This is a genomic window from Gemmata sp. (assembly GCF_051859125.1).
Lineage (GTDB): Bacteria > Planctomycetota > Planctomycetia > Gemmatales > Gemmataceae > Gemmata.
The window spans coordinates 1-18,726 of sequence record NZ_JBHYGG010000054.1 but is presented as its reverse complement, the minus strand read 5'-3'; the positions used below and the strand labels follow the sequence as shown (position 1 = coordinate 18,726).

The window sequence follows — 18,726 nt, the reverse complement described above, 5'->3', positions numbered from 1 at the left end:
GCGACCGGAGCAACGTTGCTCCGGTCGCCCACCCTCCCGGCTCGCCGCGTCGTTAATCCCGTGGCTCGCGGTGCCGCGCGGCGTAGCATAACGGCATCTCGCTCCCGCACCCGGAGGTTCCCGCAATGTCCGCCACCGCGACCGCAGCGCCGCTCGTCAAGAACCGCCAGCTCTACATCGACGGGGCGTGGTGCGACGCCGCCTCCGGCAAGAAGCTCGCCGTCACCAACCCCGCCACCGAGGAGACCATCGCCGAGGTCAGCTTCGGCGGCCGGGCCGACTGCGCGCGGGCCATCGCCGCCGCCGCCGAAGCCATGAAGTCGTGGATGAGGCTCACCGCCTACGACCGCGCCAAGGTGCTCAAGAAGACCGCCGACCTGATGCGCGAGCGGGCCGACGCGCTCGCCACGACGATGACGATGGAGCAGGGGAAGACGGTCGTCGAGTCGAGGGCCGAGGTGCTGCACAGTGCGGACACGTTCGAGTGGTTCGCCGAGGAGGGCAAGCGGGCCTACGGGCAGGTGATCCCGCCGTCGAACGCGGCCAAGCGGCACCTCGTCATCAAGCACCCGGTCGGCGTCGTCGGGGCCATCGGCCCGTGGAACTTCCCGATCACGCTCCAGGTCCGCAAGATCGCCCCGGCGCTCGCCGCGGGCTGCACCATCGTCTGCAAGCCCGCGAGCCAGACCCCGCTGTGCCTCATCGGCGTGTTCGAGTGCCTCGCCGACGCCGGGGTGCCGAAGGGGGTCGCGAACCTCGTCATCGGGTCCGCGTCCGAGATCTCCGACGAGTTCATGTCCAACCCGGCGGTGCGGAAGATCAGCTTCACCGGCTCGACCGAGGTGGGCAAGCGGCTCATGAAGCAGGCGGCCGACCAGGTGAAGCGGCTGAGCCTCGAACTCGGCGGGCACGCGCCGTTCATCGTGTTCCCGGACGCCGACCCGGAGGTCGTGGCGAAGGCGGCGGTCACCGGCAAGTTCCGCAACAACGGGCAGGTGTGCATCAGCCCGAGCCGGTTCTTCGTCCACAAGGACGTCCACAAGAAGTTCATGGAGGTCGCGGTCGCCGAGACCGAGAAGCTCAAGCTCGGCAACGGACTCGAAGAGGGGGTCGCGGTCGGCCCGATGTTCGAGAAGAAGGCGATGGACAACACCCTCGCGCTCATCAGCGACGCGACCGGCAAGGGGGCCAAGCTCCTCACGGGCGGCAAGCGGTCGGCGAAGTTCGACAAGGGGTACTTCTTCGAGCCGACGATCCTGTCGGGCCTGTCGCAGGACGCGAACATCCTGACCGAGGAGCCGTTCGCGCCGGTGATGCCGGTCCTGGACTTCTCGAAGATCGACGACGTGATCGCGGCGGCGAACAACACGAAGTACGGCCTGGCGGCGTACGTGTTCACGAACGACCTGAGCGTCGCGTGGCGGATGGCCGAGGGGCTCGAGGCCGGCATCATCGGGGTGAACGACCCGGTGCCGGCGACCCCGCAGTGCCCGTTCGGCGGGATGAAAGAATCCGGCCTGGGCCGCGAACTCGCTCACGAAGGGTTAGAGGCGTACCTCGAAACGAAGTACGTCTCGATCATGCTGCGCTGACGCTCGTCCCGAGTTTCAGGTTCAACGTGAAACCTGGAACTCGGAACCCCGAACTACTTCCCCGCGACCGGCCGCCCGAACTCGTCGAACCCGTAGCGGGCGAAGATCTCGGCGGGGGTGACGGTCACGATCTTTCCGTTGTGGGATTCGTGAACCTCACGCCCCATCCTGGCGTGTTCGAGGAGCGCGTCGCGGGTGGCGAGTTCGTGGGCGCGATCAATGGCGGCGTAGTCGAGCAGGTCAGTCACCGCCTCCGTCGTCTGCTGGGCCATTGTCAGCACTCCTCAGGAAGAGTTCCCACCGGTCGTCCTCGACAACCGTGTCGAAGTAGCCGTTGTTGAACGCGATCAGCCGCGTCGCACCGTGACTATTATCGCGTACCTGCCACGTCGTGACTATGGGGCGGTACAGTTCGAGGAAGTTCCGCACGCTGCGCGTGTACCGGCGGCGGATCGTGTCGTCGGGCACGAAATGCCCACCCGCGCGGACGCGATCCGCGACACGTGTGATCGCCGTCTCTGGGCTTTCGAGCCAGTAGTAGAACAGGTGGACGGCGTACCCGGCGCGGCGCAGCTCCGTCACCCAGCGGGCGTAGGTGCGGGCCGCGAGTGTCGTCTCGAAGGCGAAGCTCCGGCGGGCCACGATCATCGCCCGCATGTGCGCGAGCATGATCCGGCCGGCCGCCACCGCCTCCGACTCGGGGTCGAAGGCGTTCAGTCCGCGGGCGATGGCGTCCGCGTTGGTGAACACGGGAATCTGCATCGCGTCCCGCAGGATGCGCTGCGAGGCGGTCGTCTTCCCTGCCCCGTTGATGCCGCCCAGGATCGCGACCTGCGGCACGCGTGCGGTCTGGGCGTTCATCTCGCGTCCTCAAGAGCGCGTCATTTGAACCTCTATCCCCCGAAAAAGTCTACCCAAACCGGCGGCCGCGTGGTAAAGATGGAGTGCGATCGGAACGAATAGCTCCGTACGGCCCGCGTTCGCCCGCGGGACGCCTCCGAGAGGGTGCCATGACCCGCATGTCCCGCGAGTTCTCCCTGGTGTTGCTCGGCACGGGCCTGCTCACCGCCGGCTACTTCGCCTGGCCCGAGCCCGACTTCGAGAAGCGGGCCGAGGAGCACGCCGCCCGCCGCACCGGGAGCCGCACCGGCGGCCACATCCTGTTCATCGGCCACTTCGGCGGCGGTGGCTCCAGCTCCGTCTCCGGCGGGAGCCGCTCGGCCGCGTTCGCCAGCGTCTCCAAGGGCGGCCTCGGCTCCATCGGCGGCCGCGTCGCCAGCGGCGGCGGCTGACCCGGCAGGCCTGTCCAAGTAGAAAAGGTAAACAGGCAATGCGAAGGCGGCACCGGACGCGCCGCTCTTGGGGCATTCTTCTTTACCTTTTTCAGTTCCCACTTCGCCCCGGAGGGGCAGGCGTGCGCCGCGTCAGCATCGACCCCCGCATCGGCTGGCAGAAGCGGGTCGAAGAGTACGGTCTGTACTACCACACCCTCCGCGGCGAGCCCTACTGGGACGAGTCGGCCTGCTACCAGTTCACCTCGCACGAAATCGACACGATCGAACAGGCCACGCAGACCCTCCACGAGATGTGCCTCGACCTCGTCCGGGAGGTCGTCGAGAACCGGATGCTCGACCTGTTCTTCATCCCGAAGGAGTACCAGGACTTCGTCACCCGCTCCTGGGAAGAGGGCGAGCCGTCGATCTACGGCCGGTTCGACCTCGCCTACGACGGCACCGGCGCGCCGCGGCTCCTGGAGTACAACGCCGACACCCCGACCGGGCTGGTCGAGGCGGCCGTGGCGCAGTGGTACTGGCTCAAGGACGTGGACGACCGCGGCGACCAGTACAACAGCATCCACGAGCGGCTCATCGACGCCTGGAAGAAGCTCCACGCGCGCGACGGCGGCCCGCTCCACTTCGCCGCGATGACGAGGACCGACAGCCCCGAGGACTACATCACCGCGGAGTACCTGCGGGACACGGCGATCCAGGCCGGGTTCCGCACGTCGTTCCTCGACATCGGCGACATCGGCTGGGACCGCACCCGCAACGTGTTCGTCGACAACACCGGGTTCCCGGTCCACCGGTGCTTCAAGCTGTACCCGTGGGAGTGGATCTTCCGCGAGGAGTACGGCCCGAACATCGCCCGCAGCGCGACCCGGTGGGTCGAGCCCGCGTGGAAGGCGATCCTGAGCTGCAAGAGCATCCTCCCGCTCCTCTACGAGCGGCACCCGAACAGCCCGTTCCTGCTCCCCGCGTCGTTCGACCCGCTCCCGACCGGGAGCTACGTCCGCAAGCTGGTCCACGCCCGCGAGGGCGCGAACATGCAGGTCGTGGTGAACGGCAAGCTCGCGTTCGAGACCGACGGCCCGTACGCGGGCGGGCAACTGTACCAGCAGCCGGCGGTGTACCAGGCGCTGGCCACCGAACTGAAGCCGCACGACGGCCGCTACCCGGTCCTCGGGAGCTGGGTCGTGGACGGCGTCGCGTGCGGGCTCGGCATCCGCGAGGACGACTCGCTCGTCACCCGCAACACGAGCCGGTTCGTTCCGCACACGATGGTGGATTAAAGTCATCAAGTTCACAAGTCGTCAGGTCGTCAAGTCGCCGGGGCGAGAGCCCGGGACGCGGCGGCCCGACAACCTGACGACCTGACGACCTGATACCGTGATGACTCTCCGGGGTAGCCCATGTCCCAGACGTTCGTGTTCGAGGAACTGGACTCCGCCACGCGGGCCTACCTGACCGAGGTGCGGGCCACCGGCGGCCAGGGCGCGCCGGGCGTGTTCGCGCAGACGAGCGACTCGATGGCCGGGTGCGGGTGCGTCAGCGGGATCATCGTGGTGGTCGCCACGCTGCTCGTGACGCTGACCTCGATGGTGGACGTCGTGTACAAGGACCCGGGCCGCGTCGCCCTGCTCCAGACGGGCGGATTTCTGCTCGGGGGGTGGCTCATCTTCGCGGCGACGCGGACCCCCGCCCGCGGCAGCGCGAAGGCGGCCGGGCTCTGGGTGTACGTGGACCCGCTCCACGTCTACGAGGCGTTCCGCGAGCAGGTGACCGTCACCCCGACCGACGGCGTCACCGAGGCGAGCTTCACCCACAACTACAACGACGGGTCGTACCAGAACAGCGTGGTCCGGGCGACCCGCTCCGGCGCGCCGCCGGTCGTGCTGACGCTCAAGAACGAGCTGCGGGCCGAGCAGATGGTCGTGTTCCTCAACTACCTCGCGTGGGCGCGCGGGCCGGAGGGCGGGGAGCGGGCGGCGCTGCCGCCGGCCGCGATCGGCGCGCTGGCCAAGTACGTCGCCGAGAACGACCACGAGCCCAAGGACGCCGAGGGGAACATCAGCCTCGACCTCGTCGGCGGCCGGTACGAGTCGGTCCCCGAGGAGCCGAAGCGCGAGGGCCGGGCCGCCCCGGCGGTCCTCCCGTACATCGTGCTCCTCGTCGCCGGCGTTGCGCTGTACTTCGTCATGAAGGAGGTGGTGAACCCGCCGATCCACGACGACGCGATCTACTCGGCCGTCTCGACCGAGCCGTGCGAGCCGTGGTTCCTGCAGATGTACCTGCTCGACGAGAAGAACAACACCCGGCACCGCCAGCAGGTGCAGGCGCGGCTGGCGCAGGAGTACGACCGGGCGATCAACCAGCTCCGGGCGCAAAAGGCCCCCGACTCGCCGCTGCGGCTGGGGATGACCAAGACCCTCGACTCGCTGAAGCCGACGATCCGCCCGGTCGTGTCGCTGACCGTCTCGGAATCGAGCCCGAAGCCGGGGGCCGAGAAGCGGGTCGAGAAGCTCCGCGACGACCTCGTCGGCAAGGTCAAGGGCATGAAGGCCGGTGGCGACTCGGCCGACCCGGACTACTACGTCGCCGAGGGCGGGATCGTGGGGAAGATGGCGGAACTCATGCCGCCGGTGCAACCCCGCGAGCCCGGCGCGACCTTCCCGATCCCCCGCACGGCCGTCGGTATCCAGTTGATCGAGTTCGCGTCGAAGCCCGAGGACGCCTCGCACGCGCACTTCGAGGTCACCTACGAGTTCGTTCCGGGTGCGAAGACGAAGGGGCTGTACCGGATCAAGGCGAAGGTGGAGGTGCGGACCGATCTGGAGGCCGCGCCGGTGGCGGCCTACACCGACGAACCGCCGCAGGAGTTCCCCGAGGGCCAGTTCGACTCCGAGTTGCTCAAGCTCAAGGACCGGGTGCTGTTCGGGCTCGTCGGGTCGGGACCGGTCGGGTTCCAGCTCCCGAAGAACTTCCCGCAACTGAACGTGGAGTGAGTGCCCGGTCACCCGACGCTGACGCCGACGAGGACGTCGTACCCGGCGTGGGCGCCGACCGCAATGCCGAAGCCCCGGAGCACGAACAGCAGCGTGAAGTACAGCCCCGCGGCGGTGCGGAACACGAAGTAGTCGGCCCGCATCGGCTCGCCGTAGGGGCCGACGTGGTGGGCCGCGGCGAACGCCAGCGACGCCGCCGCGACCGCGAGCGCGAGTGCGAGCACCTGCGGGAGTTGAACGGCCCGCAGGGTCGCGTACAGGCCGACGAATAGCACGAGCCGGAACAGCACCTCTTCGTAGATCCCGGCCCCGATGAACGTGAGGATCTTCGCCACCGGCGCGGACTGCCCCGCGATGTGCAGGTGGACGCCGAGGCCGTCGAGGATCGGGCCGAAGTTGCGGCTGAACTGCCACAGCCCGACCGCGAACAGGCAGCTCTCGAACGCCATGCCGAAGGTGGTCGTGACGGGGTCGGTCGGCCGGTCGGCCCACCGCCACCAGCTCCACACGAGCATCACCGCGACGACGACGGCCGGGGCCGCGAGCACCTGCCCGGCCCCGAACCGCTCCAGCCCCCACCGGAGCCAGGCGTCGGCCCCGTTCCGCATCCGGTCCGCCTGGTCCCCGCCGAGCCACAGCACCCCCCCCTCGTACACCGCCAGGAGCGGCACGAGGAACAGGAAGCAGGCCCACGGGTGGCGGGTCGCGTGGAGGTAGGTCGTCATGTTTGCGTCTTCAGGTCTTCAAGTTGTCAGGCCATCACGTCATCACGCCAAAGAGCAACCCCCGTGAGCGACGGTGGGGCCGCACGTGGCGGCTCCGACCCAACGGCTTGATGACTTGACGACGTGTCAACTTGATGACACGCACAGTCAGCACAGGTCCGGGTACCGCGCGCCGAGCACCTCGCGGCGGCGGTCGGCGGGCAGGGCGCGGAGGATGCCGCCGCGGTCGGCGGTCGCGAGGTCCACGTGCTCCGGGTGCGGGAGCAGGACCCCGCTCGCGTCGGCCAGCACTGCGATCACCGGGCGGCCCGGGGTCCGCGGGTCGGCCGGGTTCGGGTGGTTCGCCGCGACCACGCCGGTGCGGCCGTCGGTCAGCTCGACCACGGTGCCGACCGGGTAGAACGAGAGCCGGATCAGGAACCCGGCGTAGGTGCGGTCGAGCTGGCCGTGCTCGGCCATCAGCAGCGTCTCGGTGAGGGCCGCGCGGCCGTCGCGGGCCGGGCGGTGCGGCCGCGGGGAACTCAGGGAGGCGTACACGTCGGCGACCGCGAGCAGCCGGCCCAGCGACGGGGCGGTCGTGCCCTTGAGCGCGCTCGGGTACCCGGTGCCGTCGAACCGCTCGTGGTGCGCCGCGACCGCGGCCGCCATCGGCGCGATCTCCGGGAAGCACTTCAGGATCAGCTCCGCGCCCATCTGCGAGTGCGCGTCCACGAGCCGCCGCTCGCCGGCGGAGAGCCCGCCGGTCTTGGCGAGGACCGCGGCGGGGACCGTGGTCATGCCGCAGTCCACGAGCAGCGCCGCGACCACCCCGAGGAGCGGCCGGGCGGCGAACTCCGCGTCGGCCGGCGCGATGCGGGCGATCACCTGGGCGACGTTGACCGCGTGGGCCGCGAGGAACCGCACCGGGGCCGGGAACGTTTGAGAGCCGCGGTGCGAAGCGACCGACTCGACCGGCGCGTACACGAACCGCAGCGGTTCCGACTTGCGGGCCTCTTCGAGCAGTTCTTCGGCGAGCGCCGCGACCGCGGGCAGCCCCACGGCCCCGCCGGTCGCCATCGCGGTGTAGACCGCCGCGAGCTTGTCGATCCGCTCCGCGTCGGCCCTGCGGCGGGCGAGGGCGCGCTCCTGCACCGCGAGCCGCTCCTGCACCACGCCGAGGAGCCCGTCGAGGCCGGTGCACTGCTTCAACTGGAGCGACGGCGAGTCCGGGAACGACTGCGCGAGCCGCACGGCCGAGTCGGTGACGGCGACCGTCTCGGCGTGGTACGCGACGAGCGGGTCCGTTGCCCGGGTGTCGCTCGCCAGGGCGGCGTAGAGCGGGTCGGTGGTGAACGCGCGCTGGCGGTCGAGGAGGCTCTTGGCCGCGGCGAGGAGCCGGCGGGCGCGGTCGGTAAACTGGGGGGCCGGCGGGCCCTCGGGGACCGGCGGGGCCGCGACGATCTGCTGGAGCCGCAGGCGGAACGCCTCGGACTCGTTGAGGATGCCGCGGTCGGCCCCGGGGTCGACCGGAATCAGGTCGGGAATCAGGTACGGCACGGATTCCAGCCGCTGCCGGAACGCGGTGATGCGGTCGAGCAGACCCCGTGAGTCGCTCATGATTCCCCCCGTCGCGAGCAGAACGTTCCCCCGTCTGGGAGATCGGCCGCGGCGGGGCGTGAACTTGAGGCGACTTTGCGGGGCGTGCCGGATCTGCGGGCCGGTCCGGCCCCCAGCTCGCCTACTCCCCGTAGCCGGTCGGGTGGCTCCTGTGCCAGTTCCACGCGGTCTCGACGATCGACCTGAGGTCGGTGTACTTCGGCGCCCACCCGAGTTCGCGCTGGATCTTGTCGGAACTCGCGAACAGCGCGGCCGGGTCGCCGGCCCGCCGCGGGGCCTCCTTCACCGGCACCTTCTTCCCCGTGACCTCCTCGACCGTGCGGATCACCTCGCGGACGCTGTACCCGCGGCCGGTGCCGACGTTGTACGTGAGCCCCGTCCCGGGCGCGATCTTGTCCAGCGCGAGGATGTGGGCCGCCGCGAGGTCGTCGACGTGAATGTAGTCGCGGACGCAGGTGCCGTCGGGGGTCGGGTAGTCGGTGCCGAAGATCTCGACGTGCGGCCGCTTGCCCATCGCGACCTGGATCACGAGCGGGATCAGGTGCGTCTCGGGGTCGTGGTCCTCGCCGATGGTGCCGTCCGGGGCCGCCCCGGCGGCGTTGAAGTACCGCAGCGCGCAGTACCCGATCGGGTACGCGGCGGCGTAGTCGGCCAGGGCGTACTCGAACGCGAGCTTCGTGTTGCCGTACGGGTTGATCGGGCTCCGCTTCTCGGCCTCGGTAATGGGCACCGCGGTCGGGGTGCCGTACACGGCGCAGGTGCTGGAGAACACGAACTTCCCGACGCCGTTGCGGCGGCACCGGTCGAGCAGGTTCAGCGCGTACACGACGTTGTTCGTGTAGTACCGGGCCGGCTCCTTCACCGAGTCGCCGACGTACGTCAGCGCCGCGAAGTGGACCACGGCCTCGATCCGGTTGGCCAGCAGGAGCTGGTCGATGTGGTCGATGTCGCGGAGGTCGCCGACGACGAGCCGCTCGGCAGGCACGGCCCCGCGGTGCCCGGCGTGCAGGCTGTCGAACACCGTGACGTCGTGCCCGCGGGCGAGGAGTTGCTTGACCGTGTGGCTGCCGATGTAGCCCGCACCGCCGGTAACGAGGATTCGCATAGTTCCGCTATCTGAGTGACGAACCCCGCGCCATCCGCGGGAACCCCGTCGTTATATGCCCCGCGGCCGGGCGGCACCGTGCCGCGAGCGTGCGGCGCGCCGTTCTCCGCACTTTCCGACGGCGCGTCGGGAGCGGGACCGGCCCGCGGGGTCACTTCAGCCACACGTCGGCGAACTCCAGGTACGCCTTCCAGTCGGCGGGCGTCATCGCGTGCTTCCCGGTGCGGAGGAAGTACCCGAGCCGCTCGGCCGCGAGCCTCCCGGTCTCGGGCATCTTGTCGGCGACGACGGGCTTCGCGACCCCGTACAGCTCGTAGGCCGGGGCCGCGGCCCGCAGCACGTCGAACTGGCCGCTCGGGTTCGCCCACTGGTCCTCCTCGGCGTTCGTCATCAGCACCGGCCGCGGGGCGCAGATCGCGACCAGGTCGTTCTGGTCGAACGGCAGCTTCGTGGTGTCGCCGCCGAACGCGGTGAAGTTCGCGCAGAACCAGTGCGGGAACGCCTTGGTGATCCGGGCCACCGGCTCGGCCTTGTCGTTCTTCGACCGGCTCGGCCCGGCCCCGCCGCACCCGGACTGGTGCGGGATGACGACGGCGATCCGGTCGTCGAACGCGCCGGCGAGCAGCGCCGCCTTGCCGAGCCGGGAGTGGCCCACGACGGCGATCCGTTTCGGGTCGATGGCCGGGTCGGTCACGAGGTAATCGACGGCCCGGTGGACGCCCCACGTCCACCACATGACCGTGGCGGTCTCGGCGGGGTTCTTCTTCTCGGGGCCGGTGCCGAGCGTCTTCCGCATGCCCTCCTGCACGTCCGGCCGATCGGGCTGAATGTCGCCGCTGTAGAACGTGGCGACCGCGTACCCCTTGTCGAGCGCCTGTTCGAACGGCCACACGTCGAGCACCTTCCCGCGGCCCTCGGCGGTCGCCTTGTTGTTCTTCACGCCAGGCGTGTTCGGGTAGCACCAGTCGGGGGTCACCCGCACCCGCTCGTCGGCGACGAGGCAGTGGTTCCCCTGGAAGTTCGGACCGACGAAGCACGCGGCCGGCGTCTTCCCGTTCGGGGTCGCGACGAGCAGATAGATCTTCGGCCACTCGGGCGGGCCGAAGGTGATCTCGACTTCTCGAAGTGTCCCCTTCCCGCCGAACGCTCTGGCGTCCTCGAACAGCACCTTCCCCGTGACCTTCTCGGGCTTCGCGGGGTAGGTGCCGTACATGTAGTGCTGGAATAGCTCCTTCAGTTCCGGCCGCCGCTTCGCCTCCCAGTCGGCTTTCGAGGTCACCGGTGTGCCGTCGCGCATGACGACCGGGCTGGGCATCTCGGGGACCGACGGGAGCTTATCGGGGGGCGGGAAATCGGCGGCGAGGGCGGCGGTCACGGCGAGGGCTCCGAACGTGGCGAGCGCGGTTCGCATGGGGTCAACTCCGGGGGAGGGTCGAGCCGCCAGGATACCACCGGCGAGCGCGGTCCGCCAAGACTCGTCTTGCGGGCGGCGGCGGGCGTGGCTATCTGCGGCCGACGCCCTCATACACCCTCGTGACGCATGATCGCAACATCCGCGGCGGTCGCGCTGCTCGTCCTCGCGACGGCGGCGTGCCTGGTTCTCGTCGTGCCGACGCTCGCCGGTCTGCTGCCGGCGCGGGGGCGCGGGGCGAACGCGCCGGCGCACACGTTCGCGATCCTGATCCCCGCCCACAACGAAGAGGCCTCGCTGCCCGCGACCCTGCGGAGCCTGGGCGAGTTGACGTACCCGGCGGCGCGCGTGCGCGTCTGGGTCGTCGCCGACAACTGCACCGACTCGACGCCCTCGGTCGCGTGGGCGTTCGGGGCCACGTGCGTGGCGCGGTTCGACCGGACCCGCCGCGGCAAGGGGCACGCGGTCGCGTTCGGCCTGGAGCGGGTGCTGCGGGACGCGGCCGACGTGGTACTGGTCCTCGACGCCGATTGTGAGCTGAACACGGCTGGGCTCCAGGCGCTCGACGCTGTCTTCGCAGGCGGGGCCGACGCGGCGCAGTGCACGGTGCGGTCCCGGAACGCCGACGCCGGGCCGACCGGGTACGTCGCCGCCGTCGGTGCGGCCCTCGACGCCGCCGCCGCGGCGGGCCGGGACCGGTTGGGCGCATCGGTGCCGCTGCGGGGCACCGGCATGGCCTTCCGGCGCTCGGTGCTCGAGTTCATCCCGTGGACCGCGTTCGGGCTGGCCGAGGACGCCGAATACGCCGAGAAGTTGCACGCGGCCGGCGTGCGGGTGCGGCACTGTGCCGACGCCGTGGTGAGTTGCGACTCGCCCGGGAACTGGCGCGACCTCGGGAAGCAGCGGCGGCGGTGGCGCGCGGCGGGCGTGCTGGCGAGCAAGCCGCTGGGCCTCGCGCTGATCGGCGCGGCCGCTGCGCTCGGGTTCGCGTGCCGGTTCGTGTGGTGGCCGGCGACGCTGCTCGTCCTGACGGCCGCGGTGTACGGCCGCGCCGTTCTCGGGGTCGGCGTCACGTCGCGGCGGCTCGGCTTGCTGCTGAAGTCGCCCGCGATCGTGGCACGGCTCGCGTGGGTCGCATCCGCGGGGCGCTTGAAGCGGTCGCCGAAGAGTTGGGACCGCACGCCGCGGCCGAGCGACGCGGAAAGGCGGGCCGCGTGACGTTCGCCCGCCGCGTCCACTGGCTGAAGCGGGCGGCGCTGCCGTGGTGGCGAGGCACCGGCACCGCGGGTGTCGGCCTCACGTTCGACGACGGCCCGCACCCCGAGCACACGCCCGCGGTGCTCGACCGCCTCGCGGCGCACGGCCTGACGGCGACGTTCTTCCTCGTCGGCAATCGGATCACCGACCCGGCGATCGTGCGGCAGATCATTGAAGCCGGCCACGTCGTCGGCAACCACACCTTCTCGCACGCGGTCCCGCGGTGGAGTGACATCGCGGTGTCACTCCGCGACGTGCTCCGCTGCCAGGCGATGGTTCCCGCGGCGAGAGTATTCCGCCCGCCGCTCGGGAGGCTCACGCCGGGGCTGTGGCTCGGTGCGCGGAGGTGCGGATTGAAGGTGCGGAACTGGACGCTCGACAGCGGCGACTGGCGCTGCCGCAGCGCCGCCGATGCCGCGACCTGTGCGGCCGAGGTGCTGGCCCTCGTGCGGCCCGGCGACGTCATCCTCTTCCACGACGACCACGAGTGGATCGCCCCGATCCTTGACCACGTCCTGCCGGCGCTGGCGAATCACGATGGCCGGGTCTCCAACAACCCTTTCCCTGAAGGGTGCGGTGTCGGCAGAATGATGACATCCGGCAACGGGTGAGGAACCACCACCGGCACGCCCCACGACGGCACCAACCGCACCCCGTCAGCGTCTGCGGAGATCTCACGGGGCCCGTACCAGACCGCCCAGGGGTCGTCCGGCAGCCACCGTTCGGGAAGATTTACCGCGAGGTCGTGCCGCGTGACCTCGTGATCCGACAACTTGTGAACCAACAGGAACCCCAAGGCCACGAGCCCACCCCGCGACGGCTCGTCGGGGTCGCCCCACGGGCGCGACCACCAACCAACCATGTAACACTGCCCCGCTCCCCCGACGAGGTAGGACTCGTCGTCGCTGAAACTCGGAAGGTCGAGCATGTACCCACGCTCCTCCAAGACACCGCCCACCCGCTGTAGCGGATCGGTGCTGAAGAGGTCGTAGCCCCACTCGCCTTGCCCTGAGAGCCGTTGGGTGACGACCCACGTTCCCGATGGTGAGGCAGCGAGTTCATGGATGTAGCAGCCAGCCCCGCTGATCGGACACACCAGTTTCTCGACCGGCTCGTCCGAGGAGGTCCGCCGTAGTCCGAGTGTCTGATCCTGGTCGAGCACTTCAACTACGAACGGCTCGCCATCTCGAACAAATGGTGCGGTTGATCGGTAATAGGGGTCACGAAGGTCCGGCATTCCCACACCTTTAGCTCTCTGAGTCTCGCGGCTCGCGTTCGGCCCGCCGCGCCGCTGCGAGCACGACCACTGCGTAGGCGATCACCCCCGGCCCTTCGGCGGCGACCCACCACCACGGCAGGCCCGCGACGAGGTCGTTCGCGACCATCGCCAGCCCGAACGCGATGTGCAGCTTCGCCAGCAGCGGCACCGCCGAGCGGTAGCGCTCCCAGTTCAGGGTCACCCCCAGCACCACGACCCCGTGCATCGCGTACACGAGCGACAGCGAGCGGGCCGTGTACGCGGTGAGCGGCACGTCGGGGAGCGCGCCCAGGCCGAGCCAGTCGCGGTGGACGGCGTCCATCCACGCGAACGGCAGCAGCGCCGTCGGGAGCGCCAGGAGTAGGACGCCCGCGTTCAGTTGCACGAGCCGGTAGAGCCGTCGGTCCGCCGTCATGATCGCCCTCGCAACACCCCGAACAGATTACTCCGGCGGGCCGCCGCTTGCCCGCGGTTTCCGCGAACCGTACAGTCTGCCGTAATCGCGCTGCCGACCCGATTGCTCACCCCCAGCCGCGCCCCCAGGGGCGCGGCCCCTCCCGGAGACGCTTCGATGGGCTTCAAGCAGACCGCACAGCACAAGACCGGCAAGGGCAGTTACCACCAGATCGGCCTCGTCCGCGGGCAGTTCGGAGGCGTGCCCGAGGCCAAGTGGATCAAGTTCCTCGCGGACTCCGGGTTCGACGGGTGGGAAGAGGCCGCGTGGGAACTCGACCTGCGGCGGTGCGACACCGACGAGGGCGCGACGGCCTACGCCACCGAGCGCGTGAACGTGGCCAAGGCGCACGGGCTGGAGATCTTCACCGTCGCCACGCACCTCCAGGGGCAGGTGCTCGGCGACGAGCCGAGCGCCAAGACGCTCAACTTCTGCTCCGGCAAGGGCCAGGCCCGGCCGGCCTACAAGGCGTGGCGCGCCGCCGGCAACACCCCGCCGCGGACCGACCCGTACTACGTCCCGCCCGAGGTCGCCAAGCTCGTCCACCAGGAGGCCGAGCGCGACCTGCTCGCGTGCGCCCGGTACGCCGGGGCCCTGTCGCGGCTCCAGGGCCGCAAGGTCGCCCTGCCCGGGTTCGTCGGCAGCCCGGCGAACTGCTGGAGCCACTGGTTCCTGTTCCCGCCCCTCCCCGGGTCGATCGAGGGGTACGACATCCCGGACGTGCGGCAGGTGTCGCTCGAGCTGCTCGTCGAGCGGTTCGGCAACTTCTGGAAGGAGTGCAAGAAGCAGGGGGTGACGTTCGACCTGGAGTGCCACCCGAGCGAGCGGGCGATGGGGGACATCGAGAGCGCCGGCGACTACATCCGGTTCCTGGGGAACAACGGGTTCGGGTCCGACGTGGTCGGGTTCAACCTCGACGGGTCGCACATGGAGTGGCAGAACGTGTCGGTGATCGACTTCATCCGCGAGTACCCGGAGTTCATCCACTGCGCGCACGTGAAGGGCGTGTGGGTGGCCCGCGAGCACTGCCGCGCCGGGCGGCTCGGCGGGCACCGGCCGATGGGCCACTGGACGAACGGGTGGAACTTCGTGACCGCCGGCACGGCCCGCGACGCGAACTCGCTGGAGGACATCTTCATCGAGCTGAACCGCGTGGGGTTCGACGGGGCGGTGTCGATCGAGTGGGAGGACAACGACGCCGACCAGTTCGCCGGCGCACGGGCCGCACTCGCCAACTGCCGCAGGGCCGACCTGCCGCCGAGCGGCCTCAAGCACGACGAGGCGCTCAAGGGGTGAGCAACGCCCCCCGGGGTTGGGGCCCCCCGCGCGAACCCCCGGGGGCCCCCCCGGGGCGGGAAACACAAAGCACCCCCCCGGGGGGGGCCGGGCCGGGCCCCGGGGGGCACCCCCCGGCCACGTCAAAGAGCCCCGCCCCCGGGGGTGGGCACCCGGGGCTAACCGCGCTGTCGCCCCGCCGGGGCACAACTGCATTCCGCCCCCGGGGGGGGCGGCAGTCCGTAGCCCGGGGTGCCAACCCCGGGACATCTACTCGTCGCCGACCGCGGCCCGCCCCTCGGCGACGGCCGCGGCCCGCTCGAACACGCGTCGGATCTTCCGGTCGTAGGAGCCGAGCTTCGCAGCGATCTCGGACGTGGTGTACCCCTCGAACTTCATCCCCAGCACCTTCCGGTCGAAATCCGGGAGCTGCTCCAGGAATCGCTCGAACTCCTCCAGCAGCGCGACCTGCACCTCGGGCGGCGGCTCGTCGGCCGTGAGGTGGTCGAGGAGCCCCTCCTCGTCCGGCCCCTGGCCGGTCTCGCGGCCCGGGTCCCGCTTCGCGGCCCGGTGGTGCGCGATCTGCCTCAGCGTCTTGTTCACCGTCAGCCGCACCAACAGTTTGAACAGGTCGCTCTCGCCCTCGAACGTGAACTGGTCGCTCTTGACCCGGGCGAAGAACGTGCGGAACGCCGACTGCACGGCGTCCTCGGGGTCGATGCGGCTGGCCATCCGCTGCCCGATCCGCCGGCGGGCGAGCCGCATCAGCTTCTCGCAGTACCGGTCGAACAGCTTCCGCGCGGCGCTCTCGCTCCCGGCCTTGTACGCCGCGATGAGTTCCAGGTCGTCGAGGAGCGGGTCGGACATGGGGGGCGTCGTCGGGAGAGTCGGGGCGGGGCACGATCCACCATAGCTGCGGACCACGCGCCGGTCAATTCGCGGCTTCCGGGCGAACTGGGACGCACACCGTGTGCCCGGGGGGGCCGCGGGAGTAGAATTCGGGGGTCCGACCTCTCCGGGTGACCGCGTCTTATGGGCAGCCTGCCACTATCGGACGAAGACCGCGCTCAGCTCTCGGCCCGCGCCGACGAGTTCCACGCCGCGCTCGCCCGCGGGGGCGCGACGGACTGGGACAAGTACCTCGCCGGGCTGCCGGACCGCGTCCGCCCCGCGGTGCTCACCGAACTCGTCATCATCGACCTCGGGTTCCGGTGGGCCAACGGCGAGCGGCCGAAGGTCGAGGACTACGTCGCCCGGTTCCCGGAGTTCGGGCCGGTCGAGCGGGTGCCGGCGGCGGTCGTCCTGGAGGAGCACCGGTGCCGCATGAAGGCGGGCGAGCGGCCCGACCCGGACGCGTTCCGGCACCGGTTCCCGGCGCAGTACCCGGCCATCTGTAGCGAGGTCGAGTCGGGCCGCGGGGCGACCGTCTCGGGCACGGTCGTCTCCACCATCGCGACGGCGGACGGCGGCGCGGCGCTCGCACAGGGCCACTCGCCCGGCGGGAGCGGCGGCGACTACGTGTTCCTCCGGGTCCTCGGCCGCGGCGTGTTCGGCGAGGTGTGGCTGGCGCAGAAGAAGGGCAGCGGGATCGAGAAGGCCGTCAAGATTCTCATGCAGGCGGCCGACCACGAGGCCGCGCACCGCGAGCGCCGCGCCCTGGAACTCATCAAGAACCTGCGGCACCCGTACCTGCTCGCGACCGAGGACTTCTGGATCACCGACAACCGCCTCCACGTCGCGATGGAGCTGGCCGACGGCACGCTCCGCGACCAGCTCCGGCGGTGCAAGGAGGCCGGCGACCCGGGCGTCCCGGTGTCGCAGCTCCTGGGGTACATGTGGGAGTCCGCCGAGGGGCTCGACTTCCTCCACGCGCGGCACGTGATCCACCGCGACGTGAAGCCCGACAACATCCTGCTGTCGCACGGGCACGCGAAGGTCGGGGACTTCGGCCTGGCCCGGTACCAGGAAGAGGTGCTGGCCCCGATGCGGACGTTCGCGGGCACCCCGGCGTACATGGCCCCCGAGGTGTGGGGCCGCGAGGGCGGCCCGGCCAGCGACCAGTACAGCCTCGCCATCGCCTACGCCGAACTCCGCCAGGGCACCCCGCCGCTGAAGCCGCGGCCGATCCAGCAGATGCTCCTGGCCCACACCGCCGGCGAGTTCGAGTTCGCCGAGTTCGTCGGCCCGGCCGAGCGCGCGGTCGTGCTCAAGGCGCTGGCGCAGAAGCCCGAGGACCGGTTCCCGTCGTGCCGGGCGTTCGTCGAGGCGCTCTGCGCGGTGCTCGACCACGCCGGGGTGCCGCGGGCCGTCGGCGCGCACACCACGGGCGTCGGGTACGACCGCGCGTTCGCGCTCCAGCCGACGGAGCGGGAATCGGCCCTGGTCGGGACGCGCGCCGGAGACAGTTCGGGGACGCTCGCGGACGACCCGGCCCCGCCGCCCAAGCCCCGCCCGGTGTGGCAGGTCGCGGTCGTGGGCCTCGTCGTCATGACGGTCGCGACCACCGCGGGAGCGGGGATCTGGCACGCGATCACGGGCCGCGGCGGCGCCGTGACCCGTGAGGGCGAGGACGGCACCCAACCGCCCGCGGCCGACGTGTGGTTCCCGCCGAACTCGACGCCCGTTGCGGGCACCCCGACGGTTAAGCTCCCCAACGGGCGGCTCGCCCCCCAGTGGGTCGAGAGGCGGCTCGCCCCCGAGACCGTCCGGTTCCGGCTGATCCCGGGCGGCGGGAGCGGGCCGGCCGTCGCGCCGTTCTACGTCATGGAATCCAAGGTGTGGAACGGGCTGTACCGGGCCGCGGGCACGGTCCCGGCCGACCCGTCAAACGCCAACGGGCCGGACGCCCCCGTGACGCACCTGACGTGGGACGAGGCGAAGGCGTTCGCCGAGAAACTCGGTGGCACGCTGCCCGGCCCGGACCAGTGGGACCACGCCGCCGGGTTGTACGCCGTCGCCGGCCGCGACTCGGTCGCGCTGCCCGGCGCGACGCCGCACGTCGGGGAGCCCGCGCCAAGGCCGGCGCACGGCCCGAAGGGCCCGCACCCCGACGAGAACGAGTTCGGCCTCCGCGACATGGCCGGCAACGGCCGCGAGTGGACCGCCCGCGTCGAGTCCGACCCCGACGGCCGCAGGTGGGCGGTGACCCGCGGCCGCTCGTTCACGTTCAAGACACCGCTCACGTTCCCGGACCTCCGCGACCAGATCGCGGCCCCGATGCGGCAGTACACCGACGCCCGGAGCCCGTACACGAGCTTCCGCGTCGTGCTGCCCGGCCCGGGGTGAGGGGTCAGTTCGCTCGGGCGAACTCCTGTTGAGATCCGCCGGAGGTGGTTGGCGGGCCGCCACGGAGGGCGGCCCCTACCAGAGATTGGGTTTGGGTTCGTAGGGGCCGCCCTCCGTGTCGGCCCGCGTGAGGCCAACGGTTTCGGCCAAGCGCGGTCACTTGATCCCGAGCATGCGGTCGAGCGAGTCGGCGGTCTGGTAGATCAGCGCCTCGGGGAAGTACGGGTACGGGTGGAAGTACTCGAACGTAAGGTAGCCCTTGTACCCGGTCTGGTCGAACGCCTCCAGCACCGCCGGCCAGTTCGTCGTGCCGTCGAGGAGCGGCCGGAACGACTCCAGCGACGAGTCCGTCCCCTTCTTCGTCCACTCCTTCAGGTGGACGTTCTTCGTCCGCCCGCCGAGGATGCGGACCCAGTGCTCCGGGAACTGGTACTGCATGATGTTTCCCAATGTGGCGTTCATGCTGCACGTTTGCGATCCCGCCCA

General features: G+C 70.7%; 18 protein-coding genes. 8 read left to right on the top strand and 10 right to left on the bottom strand.

All coding sequences use genetic code 11. The annotated features are described in order from the left end of the window. Positions 1-125: 125 nt before the first annotated feature. Positions 126-1,592 (top strand): NAD-dependent succinate-semialdehyde dehydrogenase, encoded by a 1,467-nt coding sequence (locus tag ACTIGN_RS06860; RefSeq protein ID WP_439622142.1) that lies wholly within the window; start codon positions 126-128, stop codon positions 1,590-1,592. Between the two features lie 53 nt (positions 1,593-1,645). Here the strand turns inward: ACTIGN_RS06860 and ACTIGN_RS06855 are convergent, their stop codons facing one another. Together ACTIGN_RS06855 and ACTIGN_RS06850 are read right to left on the bottom strand one after the other, a co-directional pair. After that, a complete protein-coding gene (locus ACTIGN_RS06855) occupies positions 1,646-1,864 on the bottom strand; it encodes a hypothetical protein (protein ID WP_439622140.1) in 219 nt (72 codons plus the stop codon). Further along, the gene (locus ACTIGN_RS06850; RefSeq protein WP_439622138.1) at positions 1,833-2,453 is read right to left on the bottom strand and encodes a zeta toxin family protein; all 621 of its coding nucleotides are present in this window, start codon (positions 2,451-2,453) and stop codon (positions 1,833-1,835) included. Before ACTIGN_RS06850 ends, ACTIGN_RS06855 begins: the two co-directional genes overlap by 32 nt. Positions 2,454-2,602: 149 nt before the next feature. Here ACTIGN_RS06850 and ACTIGN_RS06845 point away from each other — a divergent pair, with 149 nt between their 5' ends. The 3 genes from ACTIGN_RS06845 (at position 2,603) to ACTIGN_RS06835 (ending at position 5,874) form a co-directional block, all read left to right on the top strand. Further along, positions 2,603-2,884, top strand: coding sequence for a hypothetical protein (locus ACTIGN_RS06845; protein ID WP_439622136.1), 282 nt, complete (start codon positions 2,603-2,605; stop codon positions 2,882-2,884). Between the two features lie 122 nt (positions 2,885-3,006). Beyond that, the gene (locus ACTIGN_RS06840) at positions 3,007-4,161 is read left to right on the top strand and encodes a glutathionylspermidine synthase family protein (RefSeq protein ID WP_439622134.1); all 1,155 of its coding nucleotides are present in this window, start codon (positions 3,007-3,009) and stop codon (positions 4,159-4,161) included. Between the two features lie 120 nt (positions 4,162-4,281). Then, the gene (locus tag ACTIGN_RS06835) at positions 4,282-5,874 is read left to right on the top strand and encodes a hypothetical protein (protein WP_439622132.1); all 1,593 of its coding nucleotides are present in this window, start codon (positions 4,282-4,284) and stop codon (positions 5,872-5,874) included. Positions 5,875-5,882: 8 nt separating this feature from the next. Here the strand turns inward: ACTIGN_RS06835 and ACTIGN_RS06830 are convergent, their stop codons facing one another. The 4 genes from ACTIGN_RS06830 to ACTIGN_RS06815 form a co-directional block, all read right to left on the bottom strand. Continuing rightward, the gene (locus ACTIGN_RS06830) at positions 5,883-6,599 is read right to left on the bottom strand and encodes a CPBP family glutamic-type intramembrane protease (protein WP_439622130.1); all 717 of its coding nucleotides are present in this window, start codon (positions 6,597-6,599) and stop codon (positions 5,883-5,885) included. Positions 6,600-6,746: 147 nt separating this feature from the next. Beyond that, positions 6,747-8,195, bottom strand: coding sequence for an HD-GYP domain-containing protein (locus ACTIGN_RS06825; RefSeq protein WP_439622128.1), 1,449 nt, complete (start codon positions 8,193-8,195; stop codon positions 6,747-6,749). Between the two features lie 121 nt (positions 8,196-8,316). Continuing rightward, the gene (gene galE / locus ACTIGN_RS06820; protein ID WP_439622126.1) at positions 8,317-9,300 is read right to left on the bottom strand and encodes a UDP-glucose 4-epimerase GalE; all 984 of its coding nucleotides are present in this window, start codon (positions 9,298-9,300) and stop codon (positions 8,317-8,319) included. Between the two features lie 151 nt (positions 9,301-9,451). Then, a complete protein-coding gene (locus ACTIGN_RS06815) occupies positions 9,452-10,711 on the bottom strand; it encodes a glucuronyl esterase domain-containing protein (protein WP_439622124.1) in 1,260 nt (419 codons plus the stop codon). A gap of 129 nt (positions 10,712-10,840) precedes the next feature. On the opposite strand from ACTIGN_RS06815, the gene ACTIGN_RS06810 reads away from it, so the two are divergent. Both ACTIGN_RS06810 and ACTIGN_RS06805 read left to right on the top strand, forming a co-directional pair. Beyond that, positions 10,841-11,929 carry a glycosyltransferase family 2 protein gene (locus tag ACTIGN_RS06810; RefSeq protein ID WP_439622122.1) on the top strand — a complete coding sequence of 363 codons (1,089 nt, stop codon included), beginning with the start codon at positions 10,841-10,843 and terminating at the stop codon, positions 11,927-11,929. Further along, positions 11,926-12,579 carry a polysaccharide deacetylase family protein gene (locus ACTIGN_RS06805; protein ID WP_439622120.1) on the top strand — a complete coding sequence of 218 codons (654 nt, stop codon included), beginning with the start codon at positions 11,926-11,928 and terminating at the stop codon, positions 12,577-12,579. The genes ACTIGN_RS06810 and ACTIGN_RS06805 overlap by 4 nt, the downstream gene beginning before the upstream one ends. On the opposite strand, the gene ACTIGN_RS06800 is transcribed toward ACTIGN_RS06805, so the two are convergent. After that, positions 12,501-13,205 carry a hypothetical protein gene (locus tag ACTIGN_RS06800; protein WP_439622118.1) on the bottom strand — a complete coding sequence of 235 codons (705 nt, stop codon included), beginning with the start codon at positions 13,203-13,205 and terminating at the stop codon, positions 12,501-12,503. The two genes, ACTIGN_RS06805 and ACTIGN_RS06800, sit on opposite strands and share 79 nt — an antisense overlap. A gap of 10 nt (positions 13,206-13,215) precedes the next feature. Continuing rightward, positions 13,216-13,641 carry a hypothetical protein gene (locus ACTIGN_RS06795; protein WP_439622116.1) on the bottom strand — a complete coding sequence of 142 codons (426 nt, stop codon included), beginning with the start codon at positions 13,639-13,641 and terminating at the stop codon, positions 13,216-13,218. 156 nt (positions 13,642-13,797) lie between these two features. Here ACTIGN_RS06795 and ACTIGN_RS06790 point away from each other — a divergent pair, with 156 nt between their 5' ends. Then, positions 13,798-14,976 (top strand): sugar phosphate isomerase/epimerase family protein, encoded by a 1,179-nt coding sequence (locus ACTIGN_RS06790; RefSeq protein ID WP_439622114.1) that lies wholly within the window; start codon positions 13,798-13,800, stop codon positions 14,974-14,976. A gap of 249 nt (positions 14,977-15,225) precedes the next feature. On the opposite strand, the gene ACTIGN_RS06785 is transcribed toward ACTIGN_RS06790, so the two are convergent. Continuing rightward, positions 15,226-15,822 (bottom strand): RNA polymerase sigma factor, encoded by a 597-nt coding sequence (locus tag ACTIGN_RS06785; protein ID WP_439622112.1) that lies wholly within the window; start codon positions 15,820-15,822, stop codon positions 15,226-15,228. A 165-nt stretch (positions 15,823-15,987) separates the two neighbouring features. On the opposite strand from ACTIGN_RS06785, the gene ACTIGN_RS06780 reads away from it, so the two are divergent. After that, positions 15,988-18,240 carry a protein kinase domain-containing protein gene (locus ACTIGN_RS06780; RefSeq protein ID WP_439622110.1) on the top strand — a complete coding sequence of 751 codons (2,253 nt, stop codon included), beginning with the start codon at positions 15,988-15,990 and terminating at the stop codon, positions 18,238-18,240. Positions 18,241-18,396: 156 nt separating this feature from the next. Here the strand turns inward: ACTIGN_RS06780 and ACTIGN_RS06775 are convergent. Further along, the coding region (locus ACTIGN_RS06775) for a sugar phosphate isomerase/epimerase family protein (RefSeq protein WP_439622108.1) at positions 18,397-18,726 on the bottom strand (330 nt) is incomplete at its 5' end.